The sequence below is a fragment of the Micromonospora sp. NPDC005171 genome (assembly GCF_040608575.1).
Classification (GTDB): Bacteria; Actinomycetota; Actinomycetes; order Mycobacteriales; family Micromonosporaceae; genus Micromonospora.
Genome location: NZ_JBEXIM010000009.1, coordinates 124,334 through 142,005, shown reverse-complemented (window position 1 = coordinate 142,005; position 17,672 = coordinate 124,334). Strand labels below are relative to the sequence as shown.

The window sequence follows — 17,672 nt, the reverse complement described above, 5'->3', positions numbered from 1 at the left end:
GCAGGCCATCCGATTCAGTGCTGTGGTGCCGCTCGGCGCCACCCGTAGCGAGGTGACGGCATGAGCACCCACACCGAGCACCAGGCCCCCCAGGGCCAGGAGCCGCTCGACGTGAACGACCCCAAGCTGACCCGGTTCGACATCGTTCGTGAGGGCGCGCGACGGGACGACATCGAGATCGTCCACTACGAGCCGCAGGTGCTGCCGGGCACCAAGGCGGAGCGTCGGCTGACCCGGGTGGTCGCCGGCTTCTTCCTGATCACCGGCCTGGCCGCGACCGCCTTCCTGGCCATCTACATCTGGTGGCCGTGGCAGTACGAGGCGGGCCGGGGCGGCGACAAGTTCTACACCCCGCTGCTCGGCTTCACCCTCGGCGTCGCGCTGCTCGCCGTCGGCTTCGGCATCCTGACCTGGGGCAAGAAGTTGCTGCCCAAGGAGGTCTCGATCCAGGACCGGCACGAGGGCCAGGTGGACTCCGAAGGCCGCACCATCACCGGCCAGACCATGCTCTACATGGCCGACGAGCTGGGCGTGAAGCGTCGCCCACTGCTCGGCATCTCTTTGCTGGCCGGTCTCGCGCCGGTCGCCGCGGTCGCCGCGGCGCCGCTGGTCGGCGGGCTGATCTCGCAGCCGCACAAGAACAACCAGATGTTCACCACCGGGTTCGCCGCGGCCGAGGGCGGCCAGCGGATCCGTCTGGTCCGCGAGGACGGCCGGCCGATCCGCCCGGCGGACATCAGCACCGGTGGGCAGCTGACCGTCTTCCCCGGCATCGAACACGGCGTGAGCAACAGGCACGCCGACTCGCCGACGCTGCTGATCCATCTCCGCGACTCCGACGCGCAGGAGTCGCGCCGAGCCAACGAGCGGGTCGGCCACGGTGACTACATGTGGGGCAACTACGCGGCGTTCTCCAAGATCTGCACGCACGCGGGATGCCCGGCCAGCCTGTACGAGCAGCAGACCAATCGGCTGCTCTGCCCGTGCCACCAGTCCCAGTTCCTGATCACCGACAACGCCCGGCCCGTCTTCGGCCCCGCCAGCCGGCGGTTGCCGCAGCTGCCGATCGAGGTGGACTCCGAGGGCTTCTTCGTGGCGAAGTCCGACTACACCGAGACCGTCGGGCCTGATTTCTGGGAGCGGCCATGAAGCGTCGAAAGTTTGACCTTGCGGCGACGCCGGGCAAGGCCGCGGTGGGAGTGGACGACCGCTTCGCGGTGGCCACCCCGCTGCGCAAGCTGCTGAACAAGGTTTTCCCGGACCACTGGTCCTTCCTGCTCGGCGAGATCGCGCTCTTCTCGTTCATCGTGCTGCTGCTGACCGGTGTGTTCCTCACCTTCTTCTTCGAGCCGGCGATGACCGAGGTGGTCTACGACGGCAGCTACGCGCCGTTGCAGGGCACCCCGATGTCCGCCGCGTACGCCTCCAGCCTGGACATCTCGTTCGACGTCCGCGGCGGTCTGGTGATGCGGCAGATGCACCACTGGGCGGCGCTGCTGTTCATGGCCGCGATCGTCGTGCACATGCTGCGGGTCTTCTTCACCGGCGCCTTCCGCAAGCCGCGCGAGACCAACTGGATCATCGGTTCGCTGCTGTTCTGGGTCGGCTTCCTGGCCGGCTTCACCGGCTACTCGCTGCCGGACGACGGCCTGTCCGGCACCGGCCTGCGGATCGCCTCGGCGATCATGCTGTCCATCCCGGTGATCGGCTCCTGGGTCACCTCGTCGATCTTCGGCGGTGAGTTCCCGGGCACGATCATCATCAGCCGGTTCTTCATCGCCCACGTGCTGCTCATTCCGGGTCTGCTGGTCGCGCTCATCAGCGTTCACCTGGGTCTGGTCTTCAAGCAGAAGCACACCCAGTGGCCCGGCCCCGGCCGGACCAACAACAACGTGGTCGGCGAGCGGATGTTCCCCCGGTACGCGCTGAAGCAGGGCGGCTTCTTCATGGTCGTCTTCGGCGTCATCGCGCTGATGGGCGGTCTGTTCCAGATCAACCCGATCTGGCTGTTCGGCCCGTACGAGGCGTGGGTGGTCTCGGCCGCCAGCCAGCCCGACTGGTACGTCATGTTCCTCGACGGGTCGACCCGACTCATGCCGGCCTGGGAGATCCCCATCCCGATCGGCGACGGGTACGTCATCCCGCCGCTGTTCTGGCCGACGGTCGTGCTGCCCGGCATCCTGGTGGGCCTGTCGACGATGTACCCGTTCCTCGAGGCCCGGCACCTCAAGGACCGCAAGAGCCACAACCTGCTCGAGCGGCCCCGGGACGCTCCGGCCCGGACCGCCGTCGGCGCCATGGCCGTCTCCTTCTACATCGTGCTGACGCTCTCCGGCGCCAACGACGTGATCGCGGACAAGTTCCAGATCAGCCTGAACGCGATGACCTGGGCGGGCCGCATCGGCCTGCTGGTGGTCCCGCCGCTGGCGTACTACGTCACCTACCGGCTCTGCCTGGGCCTGCAGCAGCACGACCGGGAGGTTCTGGCCCACGGTGTGGAGACCGGCATCATCCGGCGTCTGCCGGACGGTCGGTTCGTCGAGGTGCACCAGCCGCTCAGCGCGTCGAACGGGCACGCGGACGGTCACGGCCAGCTGGACTACGTCGGCTGGGTCGTGCCGAAGAAGATGAACCGGCTCGGGGCCCTCGGCCCGGCCATCCGGGGCTTCTTCTACCCGATCGAGAAGCCGGTCGAGGCTCCGGTCTCGCCCGGGCACCCGCCGGTCGAGGCCCGACCCGAGCGCGAGGAGGTCGGCAGCGGCGAGAGCCGCCGCTGACCGCCCAGTCGCACCGTTACGGGGCGCCCGCCGGATTCCGGCGGGCGCCCCGTCGTATCCGTCTCCCGCCCATCCCGCCAGGAGTCGGACGTCCCTGATCGGACCGGTCGACCCCGCGCGACGGGCGATCGCAGGAATAACCCCGGTGAGCCGGGTATCCGTGCGGTCCAACGTCTCAAGGGGGGGAAGCATGTTGGGTATCAAACGCCTCGGCCTGTTGGCCGCGCTGGTACTGGTCGGTGTCGCGCCGGCTGCGGCCGCGCAGGCCGCGGCACAGCCGTCAACGCAGGACACCCAGTACCTGCAGGCGGTACACCAGGTCAACCTGTTCGAGATCACCGCTGGTGACCTGGCTCAGCAGAAGGGTCAGGACCAGGGGGTCAAGGACCTGGGCGCGATGCTGAAGACCGACCACACCCAGCTGGACCAGACGGTGCAACAGACCGCGTCGCAGCTCGGGGTGGAACTGCCGAACGAGCCGAACGCCGATCAGCAGGCGGTCATCGACAAGCTGAACAACGCCAGCGGCGCGGAGTTCGACCGGCTCTGGGTGACAAGTGAGTTGGCCGGCCACGTCCAGGCCATCCAGGCCACCCAGACGGAGATCTCGCAGGGCTCCGAGCAGTCGGTGGTCCAGTTGGCGCAGACGGCGCTTCCGACGCTGCAGACGCACTACGACGAGTTGGTGGCGCTCGCCAACAAGCTGGGCATCCCGGTTCCGCAGACCAGCGCCAGCGGTACGCCCAGCCCGGGCGGCACCGGCACTGAGTCGCCGGCTCCGGGTGGCACCGGCACCGAGTCGCCGGCTCCTGGCGGCGGTACCGGCACCGAGTCGCCGGCTCCGGGCGGCGGCACCACCGAGGTACCGGCTCCCAGCGAGAGCTGACGTAGCCACAGCAGACGGGCCGGTCCACCCCACCGGGTGGGCCGGCCGCCCTGTGCGCCGTGGGGCCGGCGCGGGCCCCGAAACGGCGGGCGGGTCGGTCGGGGCTGGCCCCGAAACGACGGGCGGGTCAGTCGGCGCTGGCCAGGCCGATCGCGAACGTCTCCTCCAGGTCGTGCTGGGAATACGCCCGAAAGGCGATGTGCGACTCGGTGTTGAGCACGCCCGGGACCTTGGAGATGCTGCCCGCGATGACCTGGGCGATCTGGTCGAACTCGCGGACCCGGACGATGGCGATGAGGTCGACGTGCCCGGCCACCGAGTAGACCTCGCTGACGCCGGGAAGGTTGGCCAGGTTCTCCGCCACCTCGGGGATCGCATCGGTGGCGCAGTCGATCAGCACGATCGCGGTGATCACGGGGCATTTCTCCGTTCGTCGGCGTCGTCGCCCATGCTAGATGCTTCGCCCCGGCACCGGAGGCGGGAGCCGTCGGGGCTCAGCCCTGGGCGGGGCAGGGCACGGTCAGGTCGCTTCCGGCCCGGATCACGTTCCGCAGCCGCTCGCCGGCGCGTACGGTCGCGCCCGGCCACACCACAGTGCGGGACACGTCGCCATCCACCCGCGCGCCCGCGCCGACGACCGACTCCACGCACCGGCCGGTCACCGTCGCGGACTCCTCGACGAGAGAACCGCCGGCTGCGGCGTGCAGGTTGGCCGCCAGGTAGTCGGCCGGGGTGCCGGTGTCGAAGAAGGTGCCGGGATAGGGCACCACCGCCAGGGCGCCCGCCGCCTCGGCCGGCCGCCACACGGCGCGGACCAGGTCCGAGAAGACGACCGGCAGGTCCCGGACCAGCCGCCAGGGCAGGAGCGAGAAGCCGGTGAAGAGATGCCCGGCGAAGGTGCCCGGCGCCGCCGGGTTCGCGGCGGGCTGGCCGAGCAGGCGTACGGTCCGCCCGTCCCAGCCGTCGAGCAGGGCGGCCACGTCCGGGCCCGGGGGAGCAGCCGGGTCGGCGAGGTACGCGTCGGCGTTGCCGACCAGCACCGGCCGCCCGTCGATCCAGTCCCGCAGGTTGGCCACCCCGCCCGCGGTGCCCAGCGGGTCGCCCGGCTCCACCGACAGGTGCGCGCGGTCGCCGACGTGCGCCACCACCTGGTCGCCGAGGTAGCAGGCGTTCACCGCGACCCGGTCGGGGCCGGTCAGGCCCAACCCGGCCAGCCGCGTCAACGCCCGCTCCAGCAGGGGTACGTTGCCCACCGGGCAGAGCGCCTTGGGCACCCGTTCGGTGAGCGGGCGCAGCCGCGTGCCCTCACCGGCGGCCAGCACCACCGCGCACAGCTCCGCCGGCACGCCGGCCACGCCGGTCACGGGGTGTCGTCGGGCACCGGTGGCGGGAACTGCCCGGCCAGCGGTCCGATGTCGTAGTAGGCGAGCAGCCGGGCCGTCGGCCAGGTCAGCTTGGGCAGGTCGTCCAGGGGGTGCCAGGCGGCCTCGAAGACCTCCCCGCCGTCGACGGTCAGCTCGGTGCTGGACGCTGGCACCTCGGTCTCGAAGACCATGTCCACCCAGCCCTTGGCGTGCACGATCGCGTTCGGCACCGCCGGGCGCAGCCGGGACGGGGGGAGTCGGACGCCAGACTCCTCGAACAGCTCACGGGCCGCGCCCACCACCGGGGCCTCGCCCCGGTCGAGCAGGCCGGCGGGGAGTGACCAACCCTTGCCGGGCGGCTGGCGCAGCATGAGCAACCGACCCGCGCCCGTCGCCTCGCTGTCCCGGACCAGTGTCACCGCGCCGACGATGTACTTGGGCACGGCCAGCCGGACCAGGCGTCGACGCACCGGCAACGGCAGCCGGTAGAAGGCCTGGTAGAAGAGGGCCCGACCGGTGGCGCGGGAGCGGGGGATCATGACTCCAGGCTAGTGGTCACGAATGTCCTTCGGACGCGCTGGGGCCCGTCGGGTCACTGTCGATGGTCGACCAGGTCGATGAGCTGGCGAACCACGGTGTCCGGTTCGATCGCCCGGTCGAAGACCGCGACCAGCAGGGTCTCCAGGTCGGGGTAGCCCAACTCCTCGGAGAGGCGCAGCAACGGCAGGTCACTGGCGAGGCCCCGGTTGTGCTGGCGCAGGGCGAGCCCGATGGTGGCCCGACCGAGACGCACCTTGTCGCTGATCGTGATGCCCGGCTCGGTGTGCTCGGCGAACCACCTGTTGATCTGCATCTGCGCGTGCGGCGACTTGACGAAGCTCAGCCACTCCCGGCGGGGGCCGCGCGGCGCCACCCCGGCCTCGAAGCCGTTGTCGCCGTCGTTCTCGGTGAAGATCTCCACCACGTCGCCCTCGTCCAGCTCCGAGCTGAGCGGGGCGAGCCGACCGTTGATGCGTGCGGCGAGGCAGTGGTCGCCCCGGTCGTTGCCCAGCTCGTACGCGAGGTCGACAGGCGTGGCACCGGCTGGCAGCACGACCTGCCGCCCGTCGGCGAAGACCTGGATCTGCCCCTCGGCGAGGTCGCAGCGCAGCGACTCGTAGAACTGTGCCGGGTCGGCGGCGTCCGGCTCCCAGTCGAGCACTCGGCGCAGCCAATCCAGCTGCTCGGCACGGGCCGCGGCGCTGCTGCTGCCGGAGCGGGGGAAACGGAAGTCGGCGGCGATGCCGTACTCGGCCGAGCGGTGCATCTCCTCGGTGCGGATCAGTACCTCCACAGTGCGGTCCTGTGGGCCGCAGACGCTTGTGTGCAGCGAACGGTAGAGGTTGTTCTTCGGTGAGGCGATGAAGTCCTTGAAACGGCCTGGCACCGGTCGCCAGGTGCCGTGGATCGCGCCCAGCGCGGCGTAACAGTCGGTGGCCGGGCCGTCGACCACCACCACGATGCGGGGCAGATCGTACGGGGCGGTGTGACCGCCGGCGATGGTGTCCTTCCAGATCGAGTAGAGGTGCCGGGGACGAGGGCTCACCTCGGCGTCGACCCGGCTGCGGCGTAGCGCCACCCGGGCCCGTGTGACCACCGAGTCGAGGTACGCGTCCCACCCCGGCCGGTCGTGCACGTGCCGGGCCAGCCGGGCGTGCTCGTCGGGCTCGAGGTGCAGCAGCACCACGTCGTCCAGCTCACGTTTGAGCGTCTGGATGCCCAGCCGGTCACAGAGCGGGACCAGCACCTCCTGGGTCTTACGGGCGATCCGTTCCCGCGACGACGCCGAACGCACCCCGAGCGTCCGCATGTTGTGCAGCCGGTCGGCCAGCTTGATGATCAGCACCCGGACGTCCTTGGCGGCCGCGACGATCATCTTGCGGATCGTCTCCGCCTCGGCGGCCTTGCCGTAGAACGCCTTGTCGAACTTGGTCACCCCGTCGACCAGGTGGGCCACCTCGCCGCCGAAATCCTCGGAGAGCGCCTGGAGGGTGTAGCGGGTGTCCTCCACGGTGTCGTGCAGCAGCGCCGCGACCAGGGTCGTGGTGTCCATCCCCAGCTCGGCGCAGATCTGCGCAACCGCGAGGGGATGGGTGATGTACGGCTCCCCGCTCTTGCGGAACTGCCCGCGGTGCATGTTTTCGGCGATGGTGTAGGCACGGCGCAGCACGGCGGGGTCGGTGCCGGCGTGGATGCCCCGGTGGGTGCGGACCAGTTGGGTGACCGGGTCGGAGTCGGTGGTCGGCCAGCTGAGCAACGACCGCAGCCGACGGGCGAGCGGCAGCTCACCCGGCTGTGTCGGCAGGGCGCCCCCCAGGGCGGCGCCGTGTCCGGCGTCGACGTCCACGAGGGACACCTCCTCACCCCGGCTCCGCATCGCCGGGAACCCGGCGGCGGGAGCAGGCCCACGAATCGGGCAGGACTGCACTTCTCTAACAGCCTAAGCGAGTCGACGTAGTCCGATCGGTCAGTTGGTCATGAGCGTTCGGTCGAGAGTTGGTGGGACGCGCCGCCCTCCGCCTTCGCCAGCAGGTCACGGAACCGGGCCGCTCCACTCGCCGGCGAGGACCAACCGGAGGACATCTCGACGAGTCGGGTCTCCGGTCGCTCCAACCAGGACAGGATCCGCTCGGACTCCTCGGCGGTGGCGGCCGGCACCGGACCGTGCCCGCCGGACACCGTCTCGGCGGTGGCCCGGATCGTGGTCAACGTGGGCCGCGGGTGCACGCCCGGCGGCGACACCCCCGCGCCGGCCAGCCGGCCGTGCCGGATCAGCGCCAACTCCCAGCCGCCCCGGGCGGCCGGACGGGCCGCTGCCAACTCGACGATCCCGGTCAGCGCGGCCAGCCGCTGCATCCGCACGGTGGCCCGCAGCACGGCGGCCAGCCGGGACCGCACCACGGCTGCCTCCTCGTAGCGCTGGTCGCCGGAGAGTACGTCGATCCGGGCGAGCAGCGCGTCCACCACTGGCTGGGGGTCGCTGGCCGTCGCGGTGCGGAAGGGCGCGGCGGCGCTGTCGTCGTACTCCTCAGGGGTGATCTTGTGTTCGCAGGGCGCCGGGCAGCGACCCAGCTCGGCCAGCGCGCAGGCCGGCGTGACGGTGCGCAGCGAGAGCCGGTGCGTGCACTGGCGCAGCGGCACCGCGTCATGGAAACCGGCGGCGGCCAGCTCGGCGGCCCGCCGGGAGGTGAACGGCCCGAGGTACGCGGTGTCGGTGGGGGAGAGGTCGCGGACGATCGACAGCCGAGGGTACGGACCGTCGGTCAGCTTGAGCCAGACCATCCGTTCCGGGTATTTCGACCGGCGGTTGTACGGCGGGGCGTGCGCGGCGATCAACCGCAGCTCACGGACCTCCGCCTCCAACGAGTGGGCGCACTCCACCGCCTCGACCCGCTCGGCCGCCCCCAACATCTCCGAGATCCGGGCACGCTTCTCGCCGGCCGTGAAGTAGCTGCGCACCCGGGTCGCGATGTCGACGGAGGTGCCCACGTAGAGCGGCCGGTCGTCGGCGGCGCGGAAGATGTAGACCCCGGGGACCCGGGGCAACCCCTCAGCCAGGTGCCGCTTGCGGCGCTGGGTCGGGGTGACCGCGCGGGCGAACTCGATGGCGTCGCCGATCGTGTCCACCCGGTGCCCGCCGAGCCGACCGATCAGCCCGTGCAGCACGTCGACGGTGGCCTTCGCGTCGTCCAACGCGCGGTGGGTGGGCTGGGTGGCGGTGCGGAAGTAGGCGGCCAGGGTGCCGAGCTTGCGGTTGGGCACCTCGTCGCGGGTCAGCACCCGACGGGCGAGCGCCGCCGTGTCCAGAACCCGGGGGTTGGGCCAGCGGTAGCCGTGCTTGGCGCAGGCAGCCTTGAGGAAGCCCACGTCGTACGGGGCGTTGTGGGCCACCAGCACCGCGTCGTCGAGGAACTCCAGGAAGCTCGGCAGCACCTGCTCGATCGGTGGCGCCGGCACCAGCATGGCCTGGGTGATGCCGGTCAGCACGGTGATGAAGGGCGGAATCGGCTGGCCCGGGTTGACCAGGGTCGCCAGCACCCCCAACTGCTCGCCACCGCGCACCTTGACCGCGCCGATCTCGGTGATGCCGCCGCCGTCCGGCGCGCCGCCGGTGGTCTCCAGGTCGACCACCACGAAGGTCGTCGCGTAGAGCGGCAGCGCCGGGTCCACCCCGCCCACCGCCGGGTCGAGACCGGCCAGTGACTCCTGGACGTACTCCGCCTGTGCCATCGGCGGCACGCTAGCGCCACGGTCCGACACTCCCGTCGCAGCCGTCCCATCCGTCACCATGGGGCTAGGATGAGAGATCGGCTCACTCACCGGGCGGTGGGCCCGGTCGCGGTGGGAGACTTGCCACATGCCCCTCACCGAGCCGTACGACGACCACCTCCCGCAGGAGGACCCGGTCGCGTTCGACGGTGCTGTGGGCAACCCGGACGACAACGTAGTCACGGACACATCGGCCCCATCAGACCCGGCGACGGGCGACGGCCCGGCCACCGAACCCGAGCCGATCCTGCCCGAGCCGGTCCGGCAGCGGATCGTGACGCTGACCGCAGCGGTGCTTCCCACCCTCCCCACCGACGAGGTCCCGGTGCCGCTGCGCCGGGTGGCCAAGTTTGCCCCCAACCGACGCGCCCGGCTCGGCGCGCCGGTCATCGCCGCCCAGCTCACCGCCGACCCGCTGTTCCGGCAGCGGGTCACCGCGCGGGTCCTGGCCGACGCCGGTGACCTCGGCGCGGCAGTGGTCGAGGGCACCGCGCCGGCCGCCGCCGACCCGGTCGAGGTGGCCGCGCTCGCCTACCTGGCCCGACCCCGCGGCTGGCGGGAGCTGATCGACGCCAGCGGCGCGGCGGTACGCGCCGAGGCGGACAGCGCCGTGGTCGCCGAGTTGGTCCGCGAGGCCGAGCAGCGGGCCACCCGGGCCGAGCACGACCGCGCGGTGGCCCGGGTCGAGGCCGAGAAGCTCCGCGACGAGCTGGCCCGCGTCCGCGAGGAGCTGGGTCAGCTCCGCGAGGAGTCCCGGCAGCTGGCCCGCACCCTGCGGGAGACCCAGGCCCGCGAGCGGAAGGCCACCGAACTGCTGGCCACCGAGCGTGGCCGGGCCGCCCGCGCCAGCGCCGACGTGGACGCCGAACTCCGCCGCGCCCGAGCCCGGCTGGCCGAGGCCGAGGCCGCCGCCGGGGTGGCCCGGGCCAGCGCCAAGGAGGCCCGCTCGGTCGACGACGCCCGGCTCTGGCTGCTGCTGGAGACCATCGGCCAGGCCGCCGTCGGGCTGCGCCGGGAGCTGGCCCTCGACCCGGTGGACAAACTCCCCGCCGACTTCGTCGCCGACGCGTTCGCCGAGCAGCCGGGCACCGCCCCGGCCGGCCCCGCCGCCCGCGCCCGCGACACCGACGACCCGGCCCGGCTCGACCAACTGCTCGCCCTGCCCCGGGCGCACCTCGTGGTGGACGGCTACAACGTCACCAAGCGTGGCTTCGGCGAGATGTCCCTGGAGCAGCAGCGCAAACGCCTGATCACCGGGCTGGGCGGGATCGCCGCGCAGACCGGCGACGAGGTCACCGTGGTCTTCGACGGCGCCGAACGGATGCATGGGCTGCCGCCCGCCCCGCGCGGCGTACGGGTGCTCTTCTCCCGCAAGGGCGAGACCGCCGACGAGCTGATCCGGCGGCTGGTCCGCGCCGAGCCCGCGGGTCGGCCGGTGGTGGTGGTCTCGTCCGACCGTGAGGTCGCCGACGGCGTACGCCGGCACGGGGCCTACCCGCTGGGCGCGGACTCGCTGCTGCGGCGGCTCGCCCGCTCCTGACACCCGCTCCGACCGGTCCAGCGGCCCGGTGGGAGGGCACCGGTAGGGGGGGGCGGTTTCTGTCGTGCCCGAGGGCTACCGTTTCCGCTGGTGCCGACGGGAGGGGGTCGCCATGACTCAGGACAACGCCACGGAATTCGTCGACCGGGACCTGCGGGGGGCCCGGTTCAACAGGGCGACGCTGGCCGGTGCGGTGATGCGCGGCGTCGACGTGGATGGCCTGGACATCGACGCGCCGTGGCTGTCCGACGGCACGCTCGTGGTCAACGGCGTCGATGTCGTGCCGCTGGTCGAAGCCGAGCTCAACCGACAGTTCCCCGGCCGTGATCTCCGACAGGCCAAGGACCCGGACGACCTGCGCGTGGCATGGGCGGCGGTCGAGGGAGCCTGGGCGTCGGCAGTCGAGCGGGCCCGGTCCATGCCCAAGGGCGCGGTCGACGTCTCGATCGACGGGGAGTGGTCGTTCGCGCAGACACTGCGCCACCTCGTGTTCGCCACCGACGCATGGCTGGGCAAGGCGATCCTGCGCCTGCCGCAGCCGTTCCACCCGCTCGGTCAGTCGCACGTCGAGTACGAGACCGACGGCTTCGACATGTTGGTCTTCACCACCGAGCGGCCGACCTTCGAGGCGGTGCTTCAGGTGCGGGCCGAGCGGCAGGCCATGGTGCGCGACTTCCTGGCGACCGTCACGCCCGAGCTGCTCGCCGAGTCGCGGCCGAGCGCCTGGTGGCCCGACTACGTCGTGACCGTCCTGCACTGCCTTCACGTGATCATCGGCGAGGAGTGGCAGCACCTCCGCTTCGCCCTGCGTGACCTCGACGCGCAGGGCTGAATCTTCGCCTCGAACGGTCGCTCGGGGCGCCGCTGGACGCCCCTCCGTCGCTCGATCGACACGAGTTCCTTGATGTCGGGTCTTCCGGCCGGGTGGGATGGCCCGATTTCGCTGATCTGGAGTGGATCTAGCCCCGAACGGGCGGTCGGACGGGGTTCCTGTCGTACCCGGTGGTTAGTGTCGATGTCACCGACGGTGCTCGACCGGCGACGACAGGGTGTCGGCCGTGCACCGCGAGCCGATCAGGAGGCGTGATGCTCATCGACTGCGACGGGTGCGCGAAGCGGGCCGACGGCTGTTCCGGCTGCCCGCTGACCGCCCTGTTCGACGAGACGTCCCCGGCGGCCGGGCTGGTCGCCGCCGAGGTCGAGGCCATCGAGGTGCTCGCCCGGGCCGGCTTCGACGTGGAGGTGCTGGCCGCGCCCGCGCGCCCCGCGGCGACTCGCCGCCGTGCCACCCGGCGCGTCGCCTGAGCGCGACACCGCACTCGGAAGCGCGCTTCTCGCGGGCCATAGGATGAGCGGTCACGGCGGGAGGAGCGGCGCGATGAGCGGGGTACGACAGGCGGTGACGCGGTGACCCCGCGCGGCTGGGCGCTGATGGCCCTGGCCGGGCTGACCGTCGCGCTGGTCGTGCTGGCCGCGCTGCTCATCCCGTGGCACCGCCCGCCGGCGCCCCGAGCCGACCAACTCGCCGCGTTGGGTGACCTGCCGGCCGAGCAGGTGGCCAAGGGCCGGGAGTTCCGGGCCGCGCTGCGCCCCGGCGGCTATGCCGCCCTCGCCGTTGGGCTGCTGATCGCCCTCGCGCTCGGGTTGACCCCGCTGGGCAGTCGCCTGGTCGAGCTGGTGGGCCGGCCGTTCGGTGGGCACTGGGCCGCGCAGGCGGTGCTCGGCGGGCTGGCGGTGGTGCTCGTCGCCGACCTGGTGACGCTCCCGTTCGCCGCCTGGCGGCAGAGCGTGCTCACCCGCTACGGGTTGAGCACCAACGGCTGGAGCGGCTGGGCGGTCGACCTGCTCAAGTCGTACGCCGTCAGCGCGGTGATCGGCGCGGTGGCGTTGTTCGGCTTCTACGCGGTCATCCGGCTCGCGCCGCGCTGGTGGTGGGCGTTCGGCGCGGCCGGCGCCGCGGTGCTGGTGGTGCTGCTGTCGTTCGTGCTGCCGGTGCTGGTGGAGCCGGTGTTCAACAGGTTCACCCCGATGGAGCAGGGCCCGTTACGCACCGAGCTGATGAGCATGGCCGCCCGCGACGGGGTGCCGGTGCGGGACGTGCTGGTCGCCGACGCCTCCCGCCGCACCAGGGCGGTCAACGCGTACGTCTCCGGTCTCGGGCCGACTCGACGGGTGGTCGTCTACGACACGCTGCTGCGCGAGGCGACCCCGGCTGAGGTGACCGCCGTCGTGGCGCACGAGTTGGGCCATGCGAAGGACTCCGACGTGGCGGTCGGCACGCTGACCGGGGCGTTGGGTGCCGCGGCGGCAGTGGTGGCGCTCTACCTGCTCGGCTCGTGGGGGCCACTGCTGCGGTTGGCCGGCGTCGACTCGGTGGCCCAACCGAGCGCGTTTCCGCTGCTGGTCGCCCTGGTCACGGTGGCCGGTCTGATCGCCGCTCCGGTGCAGGCGCTGATGTCCCGACGGGTGGAGGCGCGGGCCGACGCGCACGCGCTCGCGCTCACCGGTGACCCGGAGTCCTTCGAGTCGATGCAGCGCCGGCTCGGCTCGGTCAACCTCGGCGACCCCGACCCGCCCCGCTGGGAATACCTCTACTCGGCCTCGCATCCGTCCACAGTGGAGCGGATGGCCGCCGCCCGCGCGTACGCCCGGGAGGTCGGCCGATGAGCCGTACCCTGCTGATCACCAACGACTTTCCGCCCCGCCCGGGCGGAATCCAGTCCTTTGTGCACAACCTCGCGGTCCGTCAACCGGCCGGCTCGGTGGTCGTCTACGCGTCGAGCTGGCGCGGGGCCGCGAAGTTCGACGCCGACCAGCCGTTCGAGGTGGTCCGGGAGCGCACCCGGGTGCTGTTGCCCACCCCGCTGATCGCCCGCAGGGCGGCCCGGTTGGCTCGCGCGTACGACTGCGACACGGTGTGGTTCGGCGCGGCGGCCCCGTTGGGGCTGCTCGCGGCGGGTCTGCGGAGGCGGGCCGGCATTCGCCGGGTGGTGGCGCAGACCCACGGCCACGAGGTTGGTTGGGCGGCGGTGCCGGCCGCCCGGCCGGCGCTGCGGCGCATCGGTCGGGGGGTCGACGTGACCACCTATCTCGGCGAGTACACCCGTAGCCGGTTGGCCCGGGTGCTGGACGGGGTGACCGAGCTGCGCCGCCTCGCCCCCGGGGTCGACGTGGACACCTACCACCCGACCGTGGACGGTGAACAGGTCCGGGCCCGGCTCGGGTTGTCCGACCGGCCGGTGGTGGTCTGTGTGTCCCGGCTGGTGCCGCGCAAGGGGCAGGACACGCTGATCCGGGCCCTACCGGAGATCCGCCGCCGGGTGCCCGACGCGGCGCTGCTCATCGTCGGTGGCGGGCCGTACCGGGCCACCCTGGAGAAGCTGGCTCGCCAGACCGGTGTGGAACGGGATGTGGTGTTCACCGGCACGGTGCCGTCGGTGGAGCTGCCGGCGCACTACGCGGCCGGCGACGTCTACGCGATGCCGTGCCGCACCCGCAACCGTGGTCTCGACGTCGAGGGGCTGGGCATCGTCTACCTGGAGGCGTCCGCGACCGGCCTGCCGGTGGTGGCCGGTGACTCCGGGGGCGCACCGGACGCGGTCCGCGAGGGGGAGACCGGCTACGTCGTACGCGGCCGGGACGTCGCCCAGCTCGCCGACCGGGTCTGCCGGCTGCTCGCCGACCGGGACCTGGCCCGCCAGCTGGGCGCGGCCGGCCGGGCGTGGGTGGAACGGGAGTGGCGCTGGGAGGCGCAGGCCGAACGCATGGCGGCACTGCTCGCCGGCTGATCGCCGGCTGTGGTTCAGCTCTCCCGGGCGGGCGCGTAGCGCGGCACGTACTCCTGGCCGGTGAGTTTCTGGATCGCCGCCATCACCTCGTCGGTGACCGTCCGGATGTCGCGCGGCCCGTTGATCCGCTCGGCGACCGGGATCGGCGGGCCGAACCGCAGGGTGATCGGGTGTCGACGGGGGAGCCGTGCGTCGACAGGCAGCACCTCGGCGGTGCCGGTCACGCCGACCGGGATGATCGGCACCTCGGCGTCGCGGGCCAGTCGGGTCATCCCGACCCGGCCCCGGTAGAGCCGCCCGTCCGGGGAGCGGGTGCCCTCCGGGTAGACGGCGACCAGGCCGCCGGCGCGCAGCACCGGGATGGCGGCGTCGAGGGCGCGCAGGGCGGCCCGGCCGTCGGTGCGGTCGACCGGGATGGCGCCCATGCCGGCGACGATCCGCCGGTTGAGCCAGCCGCCCGGCCCCCGGCCGTTGAAGTACTCGACCTTCGCCCAGAAGGTGACGTGTCGGGGCGTGGAGGTGACGAGGAACAACTCGTCGGCGACGGACAGGTGGTTGCCGGCGAGGATCGCGCCGCTGTGTCGGGGTAGATGCTCCAGCCCTTCCACCGTGGGCCGCCAGCCAAAGCGCAGCGCGGTGCCGACGGTCAGCTTGGTGACGTCGTACAGCAGGGGCACGTGTCCTCCGGGGTCGGGTTTCAGGTGGGCGCCGGGCCGAGGTGCGCTTCCAACGCGGCGCGCAGCACTGCGTCGTCGGTGGTGGCGCCGGTGGCCAGCGGCAGGCTGCCCCAGGCCCAGAGCTGGGCGATGCCGTGCAGGTTTGCCCAGAGCGCGCCGGCGAGGACCGCCGCGGGCGCGTCGGTCGGCTGGCGCGCCTGCGCCACCAGGTCGGCCAGGACGGCGAACAGCGGCAGGCTCGTCTCGCGCAGCCGCAGCCGGCCGCTGTCCAGCAGGTCGTGGCGGAACATCAACTCGAACATGCCGCGGTGGGCCGCCGCGAAGTCCAGGTACGTCCGGGCCAGGGCGGTCAATCGGGTACGCGGGTCCGCGTCGACAGTGCGCATCGTCTGCTCGACCCGGGCGGTGAGGTCGGCGAAGCCCTCCCGGGCGATGGCGGAGAGCAGGTCGACGTGGGTGGGGAAGTAGCGGCGCGGCGCGCCGTGCGAGACCCCGGCACGGCGGGCGATCTCCCGCAGCGACACCGCCGACTGGCCCTCGCGCAGCACCAGGTCCACCCCGGCGGCCACCAGCCGCGCCCGCAGCCCCTGCTCGTCGGCGTCCATAGACACTGTCTACCAGGCGGCGTAGACACTGTCTACTCCGGGGTGGCACCGCCGCGGGAGGTTCAGCGGATGCGGGCGAGGATGCGATCGGCGGGGGCTGGGCGGCCGAAGTGCCAGCCCTGTGCGGCATCGCAGCCGATCGCCCGTAGCCGCTCGGCCTGCCCGGCGGTCTCCACCCCTTCGGCGGTGACGGTCAGGTCCAGCGCGTGCGCCAGCGAGACCAGGGAGGCGAGGATCCGCTCGTCGGTGCGGCCGACGGAGGGCGACCGCAGGCCGGCCACGAACTCCCCGGCCACCTTCAGCTCGGTCACCGGCAGGTCCCGAAGGTACGCCAGGTTGCTGTAGCCGGTGCCGAAGTCGTCGATGGCGATGCGTACCCCGAGGTCGGCGAGGACCCGCAGGGCGCGTACCGGCTCCTCGGCGGTGCTCATCATCGTGCTCTCGGTGATCTCCAGTTGGAGCCGCTCCGGCGGCAGGCCGGTCTGCCGCAACAGCGCGCGGACCTCCTGGACCAACCCGGGCCGGTGCACCTGCCGTACCGCCAGGTTGACGCTGACGAACGGCGCGGCGGCACCCCCGGCCGACCACGCCTCGGCCTCGCGGCACGCCTCGGCCAGCACCCACCCGCCCAACTGGACGATCAGGCCGGTCTCCTCGGCCAACCCGATGAAGCTGTCCGGGCGCAGCACCCCCAACTCCGGGTGCCGCCAGCGGACCAGCGCCTCCACGCCGACCAGGCTGCCGTCGCGCAGTGAGGTCAGCGGCTGGTAGTCCAAGTAGAACTCGCCCCGCTCCAACGCGGCCGGGATGGCCGCGGAGAGCGCGTAGCGGGCCAGTTCGCGTTGGTTGCGTTCGGCGTCGAAGAGCGCCCAGCGCGCCCCACCGGCGGACTTCGCCCAGTGCAGGGTGCTGTCGGCGGCCCGCATCAGGTCCGTCGGGTTGGCCCCGGCCACCTGGCGCTCGACGATGCCGATGCTCGCCGAGATCTGCAGCTCGTGCCCGTCGACCAGGGCCGGTGTGCGTACTGCGGCGAGCGCGGTCTCGGCCACCGCGACCATGTCGTCGGTGCCGGCGGTGCGTTCCACAAGGATGACGAACTCGTCGCCGCCGAGCCGGGCCACCAGGTGCTCACCCATCGCCTTGCGCAGCCGCTCCGCCACCGTGGCCAGCAGCAGGTCACCGATCTGGTGCCCCAGAGAGTCGTTGACGACCTTGAAACGGTCCAGGTCCAGGAAGCACACCCCGACCCGCTGCGCGCCCCGGCCCGGCTCGTTGAGCGCGGCGGCGAGGCGTTCGGTGAACAGTGTCCGGTTGGGCAGGCCGGTGAGCGGGTCGTGGGTGGCCTGGTGCCGGAACCGGGCCTCGCTGGCCCGCAGCGCCCGCTCTGCCTGGGTGCGGGCCCGCATCGCGGCGCGGCGGATCGACTCCTGTTCGTCGAGGGTCCGGTCGCGCAGCGCGCGGGCGTAGCCGGTCGCCACGGCCGCCAGCAGCCGGGCCATCCGATCCTCGACGTCCTCGGCCACCAAGCCCAGGTCGCGCACCAGGCGGAGCTGGATGACCTCGACGGTACGACCCAGCCCCTCGGCGGAAGCGATGTGCGCGGCCACCAACTCGGCGCCGACCCGATGCCCGGCACGCAGGTCGAACGGCTCGGTGCGCAACGCGCCGGCCAGTTCCCCGGTGAGCCGGTCCAGCAGGGCCTCCAACTGGGCCTGGGTCATGGGTAG

General features: G+C 72.4%; 16 protein-coding genes. 8 read left to right on the top strand and 8 right to left on the bottom strand.

Features of this window, described 5'->3' with window-relative positions; all coding sequences use genetic code 11:
* Nucleotides 1–60 precede the first annotated feature (60 nt).
* From ABZU74_RS15050 to ABZU74_RS15040, 3 genes are all read left to right on the top strand, one after another.
* Nucleotides 61–1,149: a Rieske 2Fe-2S domain-containing protein gene (locus ABZU74_RS15050; protein WP_355423233.1), complete on the top strand. Its 1,089-nt coding sequence runs from the start codon at nt 61–63 to the stop codon at nt 1,147–1,149.
* Nucleotides 1,146–2,777: a cytochrome b N-terminal domain-containing protein gene (locus ABZU74_RS15045; protein WP_355423230.1), complete on the top strand. Its 1,632-nt coding sequence runs from the start codon at nt 1,146–1,148 to the stop codon at nt 2,775–2,777. The genes ABZU74_RS15050 and ABZU74_RS15045 overlap by 4 nt, the downstream gene beginning before the upstream one ends.
* Nucleotides 2,778–2,967: 190 nt before the next feature.
* Nucleotides 2,968–3,663, top strand: a complete 696-nt coding sequence (locus tag ABZU74_RS15040) for a DUF4142 domain-containing protein (RefSeq protein WP_196918970.1) — start codon at nt 2,968–2,970, stop codon at nt 3,661–3,663.
* A gap of 127 nt (nt 3,664–3,790) precedes the next feature.
* Here ABZU74_RS15040 and ABZU74_RS15035 read toward each other — a convergent pair whose 3' ends face one another.
* The 5 genes from ABZU74_RS15035 to ABZU74_RS15015 form a co-directional block, all read right to left on the bottom strand.
* Nucleotides 3,791–4,078, bottom strand: coding sequence for an Lrp/AsnC ligand binding domain-containing protein (locus ABZU74_RS15035; protein WP_124772802.1), 288 nt, complete (start codon nt 4,076–4,078; stop codon nt 3,791–3,793).
* 79 nt (nt 4,079–4,157) lie between these two features.
* Entirely contained in the window at nt 4,158–5,027 is an 870-nt protein-coding gene (locus ABZU74_RS15030; RefSeq protein WP_355423226.1) for an NTP transferase domain-containing protein, read from the bottom strand.
* Complete coding sequence (locus tag ABZU74_RS15025; RefSeq protein WP_355423223.1) at nt 5,024–5,566, bottom strand: NUDIX domain-containing protein; 543 nt, start codon at nt 5,564–5,566, stop codon at nt 5,024–5,026. The genes ABZU74_RS15030 and ABZU74_RS15025 overlap by 4 nt, the downstream gene beginning before the upstream one ends.
* Before the next feature lie 53 nt (nt 5,567–5,619).
* On the bottom strand, nt 5,620–7,413 hold the full coding sequence (locus ABZU74_RS15020; protein ID WP_355423369.1) for an HD domain-containing protein: 1,794 nt from the start codon (nt 7,411–7,413) through the stop codon (nt 5,620–5,622).
* 128 nt (nt 7,414–7,541) lie between these two features.
* Complete coding sequence (locus ABZU74_RS15015; RefSeq protein ID WP_355423220.1) at nt 7,542–9,296, bottom strand: DEDD exonuclease domain-containing protein; 1,755 nt, start codon at nt 9,294–9,296, stop codon at nt 7,542–7,544.
* A 127-nt stretch (nt 9,297–9,423) separates the two neighbouring features.
* Here ABZU74_RS15015 and ABZU74_RS15010 point away from each other — a divergent pair, with 127 nt between their 5' ends.
* The 5 genes from ABZU74_RS15010 to ABZU74_RS14990 all read left to right on the top strand — a co-directional run bounded on the left by ABZU74_RS15010 (nt 9,424) and on the right by ABZU74_RS14990 (nt 14,663).
* Nucleotides 9,424–10,875 (top strand): NYN domain-containing protein, encoded by a 1,452-nt coding sequence (locus ABZU74_RS15010; RefSeq protein WP_355423217.1) that lies wholly within the window; start codon nt 9,424–9,426, stop codon nt 10,873–10,875.
* 112 nt (nt 10,876–10,987) lie between these two features.
* Complete coding sequence (locus tag ABZU74_RS15005) at nt 10,988–11,707, top strand: DinB family protein (protein ID WP_355423214.1); 720 nt, start codon at nt 10,988–10,990, stop codon at nt 11,705–11,707.
* A gap of 254 nt (nt 11,708–11,961) precedes the next feature.
* The gene (locus ABZU74_RS15000) at nt 11,962–12,180 is read left to right on the top strand and encodes a hypothetical protein (RefSeq protein WP_355423211.1); all 219 of its coding nucleotides are present in this window, start codon (nt 11,962–11,964) and stop codon (nt 12,178–12,180) included.
* Between the two features lie 102 nt (nt 12,181–12,282).
* Nucleotides 12,283–13,542, top strand: coding sequence for a M48 family metallopeptidase (locus tag ABZU74_RS14995; protein ID WP_355423208.1), 1,260 nt, complete (start codon nt 12,283–12,285; stop codon nt 13,540–13,542).
* Entirely contained in the window at nt 13,539–14,663 is a 1,125-nt protein-coding gene (locus tag ABZU74_RS14990; protein ID WP_355423205.1) for a glycosyltransferase family 4 protein, read from the top strand. Before ABZU74_RS14995 ends, ABZU74_RS14990 begins: the two co-directional genes overlap by 4 nt.
* A 14-nt stretch (nt 14,664–14,677) precedes the next feature.
* Here the strand turns inward: ABZU74_RS14990 and ABZU74_RS14985 are convergent, their stop codons facing one another.
* From ABZU74_RS14985 to ABZU74_RS14975, 3 genes are all read right to left on the bottom strand, one after another.
* Complete coding sequence (locus tag ABZU74_RS14985) at nt 14,678–15,340, bottom strand: lysophospholipid acyltransferase family protein (RefSeq protein WP_355423202.1); 663 nt, start codon at nt 15,338–15,340, stop codon at nt 14,678–14,680.
* Between the two features lie 20 nt (nt 15,341–15,360).
* A complete protein-coding gene (locus tag ABZU74_RS14980; RefSeq protein ID WP_355423199.1) occupies nt 15,361–15,945 on the bottom strand; it encodes a TetR/AcrR family transcriptional regulator in 585 nt (194 codons plus the stop codon).
* Between the two features lie 62 nt (nt 15,946–16,007).
* Nucleotides 16,008–17,666 carry a bifunctional diguanylate cyclase/phosphodiesterase gene (locus ABZU74_RS14975; RefSeq protein WP_355423366.1) on the bottom strand — a complete coding sequence of 553 codons (1,659 nt, stop codon included), beginning with the start codon at nt 17,664–17,666 and terminating at the stop codon, nt 16,008–16,010.
* Between the last annotated feature and the right edge of the window lie 6 nt (nt 17,667–17,672).

Bases quoted from the DNA above. Each gene is read 5' to 3' on its own strand.
- ABZU74_RS15050 (WP_355423233.1), top strand. From the start codon at position 61: ATGAGCACCCACACCGAGCACCAGGCCCCCCAGGGCCAGGAGCCGCTC.
- ABZU74_RS15045 (WP_355423230.1), top strand. From the start codon at position 1,146: ATGAAGCGTCGAAAGTTTGACCTTGCGGCGACGCCGGGCAAGGCCGCG.
- ABZU74_RS15040 (WP_196918970.1), top strand. From the start codon at position 2,968: ATGTTGGGTATCAAACGCCTCGGCCTGTTGGCCGCGCTGGTACTGGTC.
- ABZU74_RS15025 (WP_355423223.1), bottom strand. From the start codon at position 5,566: ATGATCCCCCGCTCCCGCGCCACCGGTCGGGCCCTCTTCTACCAGGCC.
- ABZU74_RS15015 (WP_355423220.1), bottom strand. From the start codon at position 9,296: ATGGCACAGGCGGAGTACGTCCAGGAGTCACTGGCCGGTCTCGACCCG.
- ABZU74_RS15010 (WP_355423217.1), top strand. From the start codon at position 9,424: ATGCCCCTCACCGAGCCGTACGACGACCACCTCCCGCAGGAGGACCCG.
- ABZU74_RS15005 (WP_355423214.1), top strand. From the start codon at position 10,988: ATGACTCAGGACAACGCCACGGAATTCGTCGACCGGGACCTGCGGGGG.
- ABZU74_RS15000 (WP_355423211.1), top strand. From the start codon at position 11,962: ATGCTCATCGACTGCGACGGGTGCGCGAAGCGGGCCGACGGCTGTTCC.
- ABZU74_RS14990 (WP_355423205.1), top strand. From the start codon at position 13,539: ATGAGCCGTACCCTGCTGATCACCAACGACTTTCCGCCCCGCCCGGGC.
- ABZU74_RS14980 (WP_355423199.1), bottom strand. From the start codon at position 15,945: ATGGACGCCGACGAGCAGGGGCTGCGGGCGCGGCTGGTGGCCGCCGGG.
- ABZU74_RS14975 (WP_355423366.1), bottom strand. From the start codon at position 17,666: ATGACCCAGGCCCAGTTGGAGGCCCTGCTGGACCGGCTCACCGGGGAA.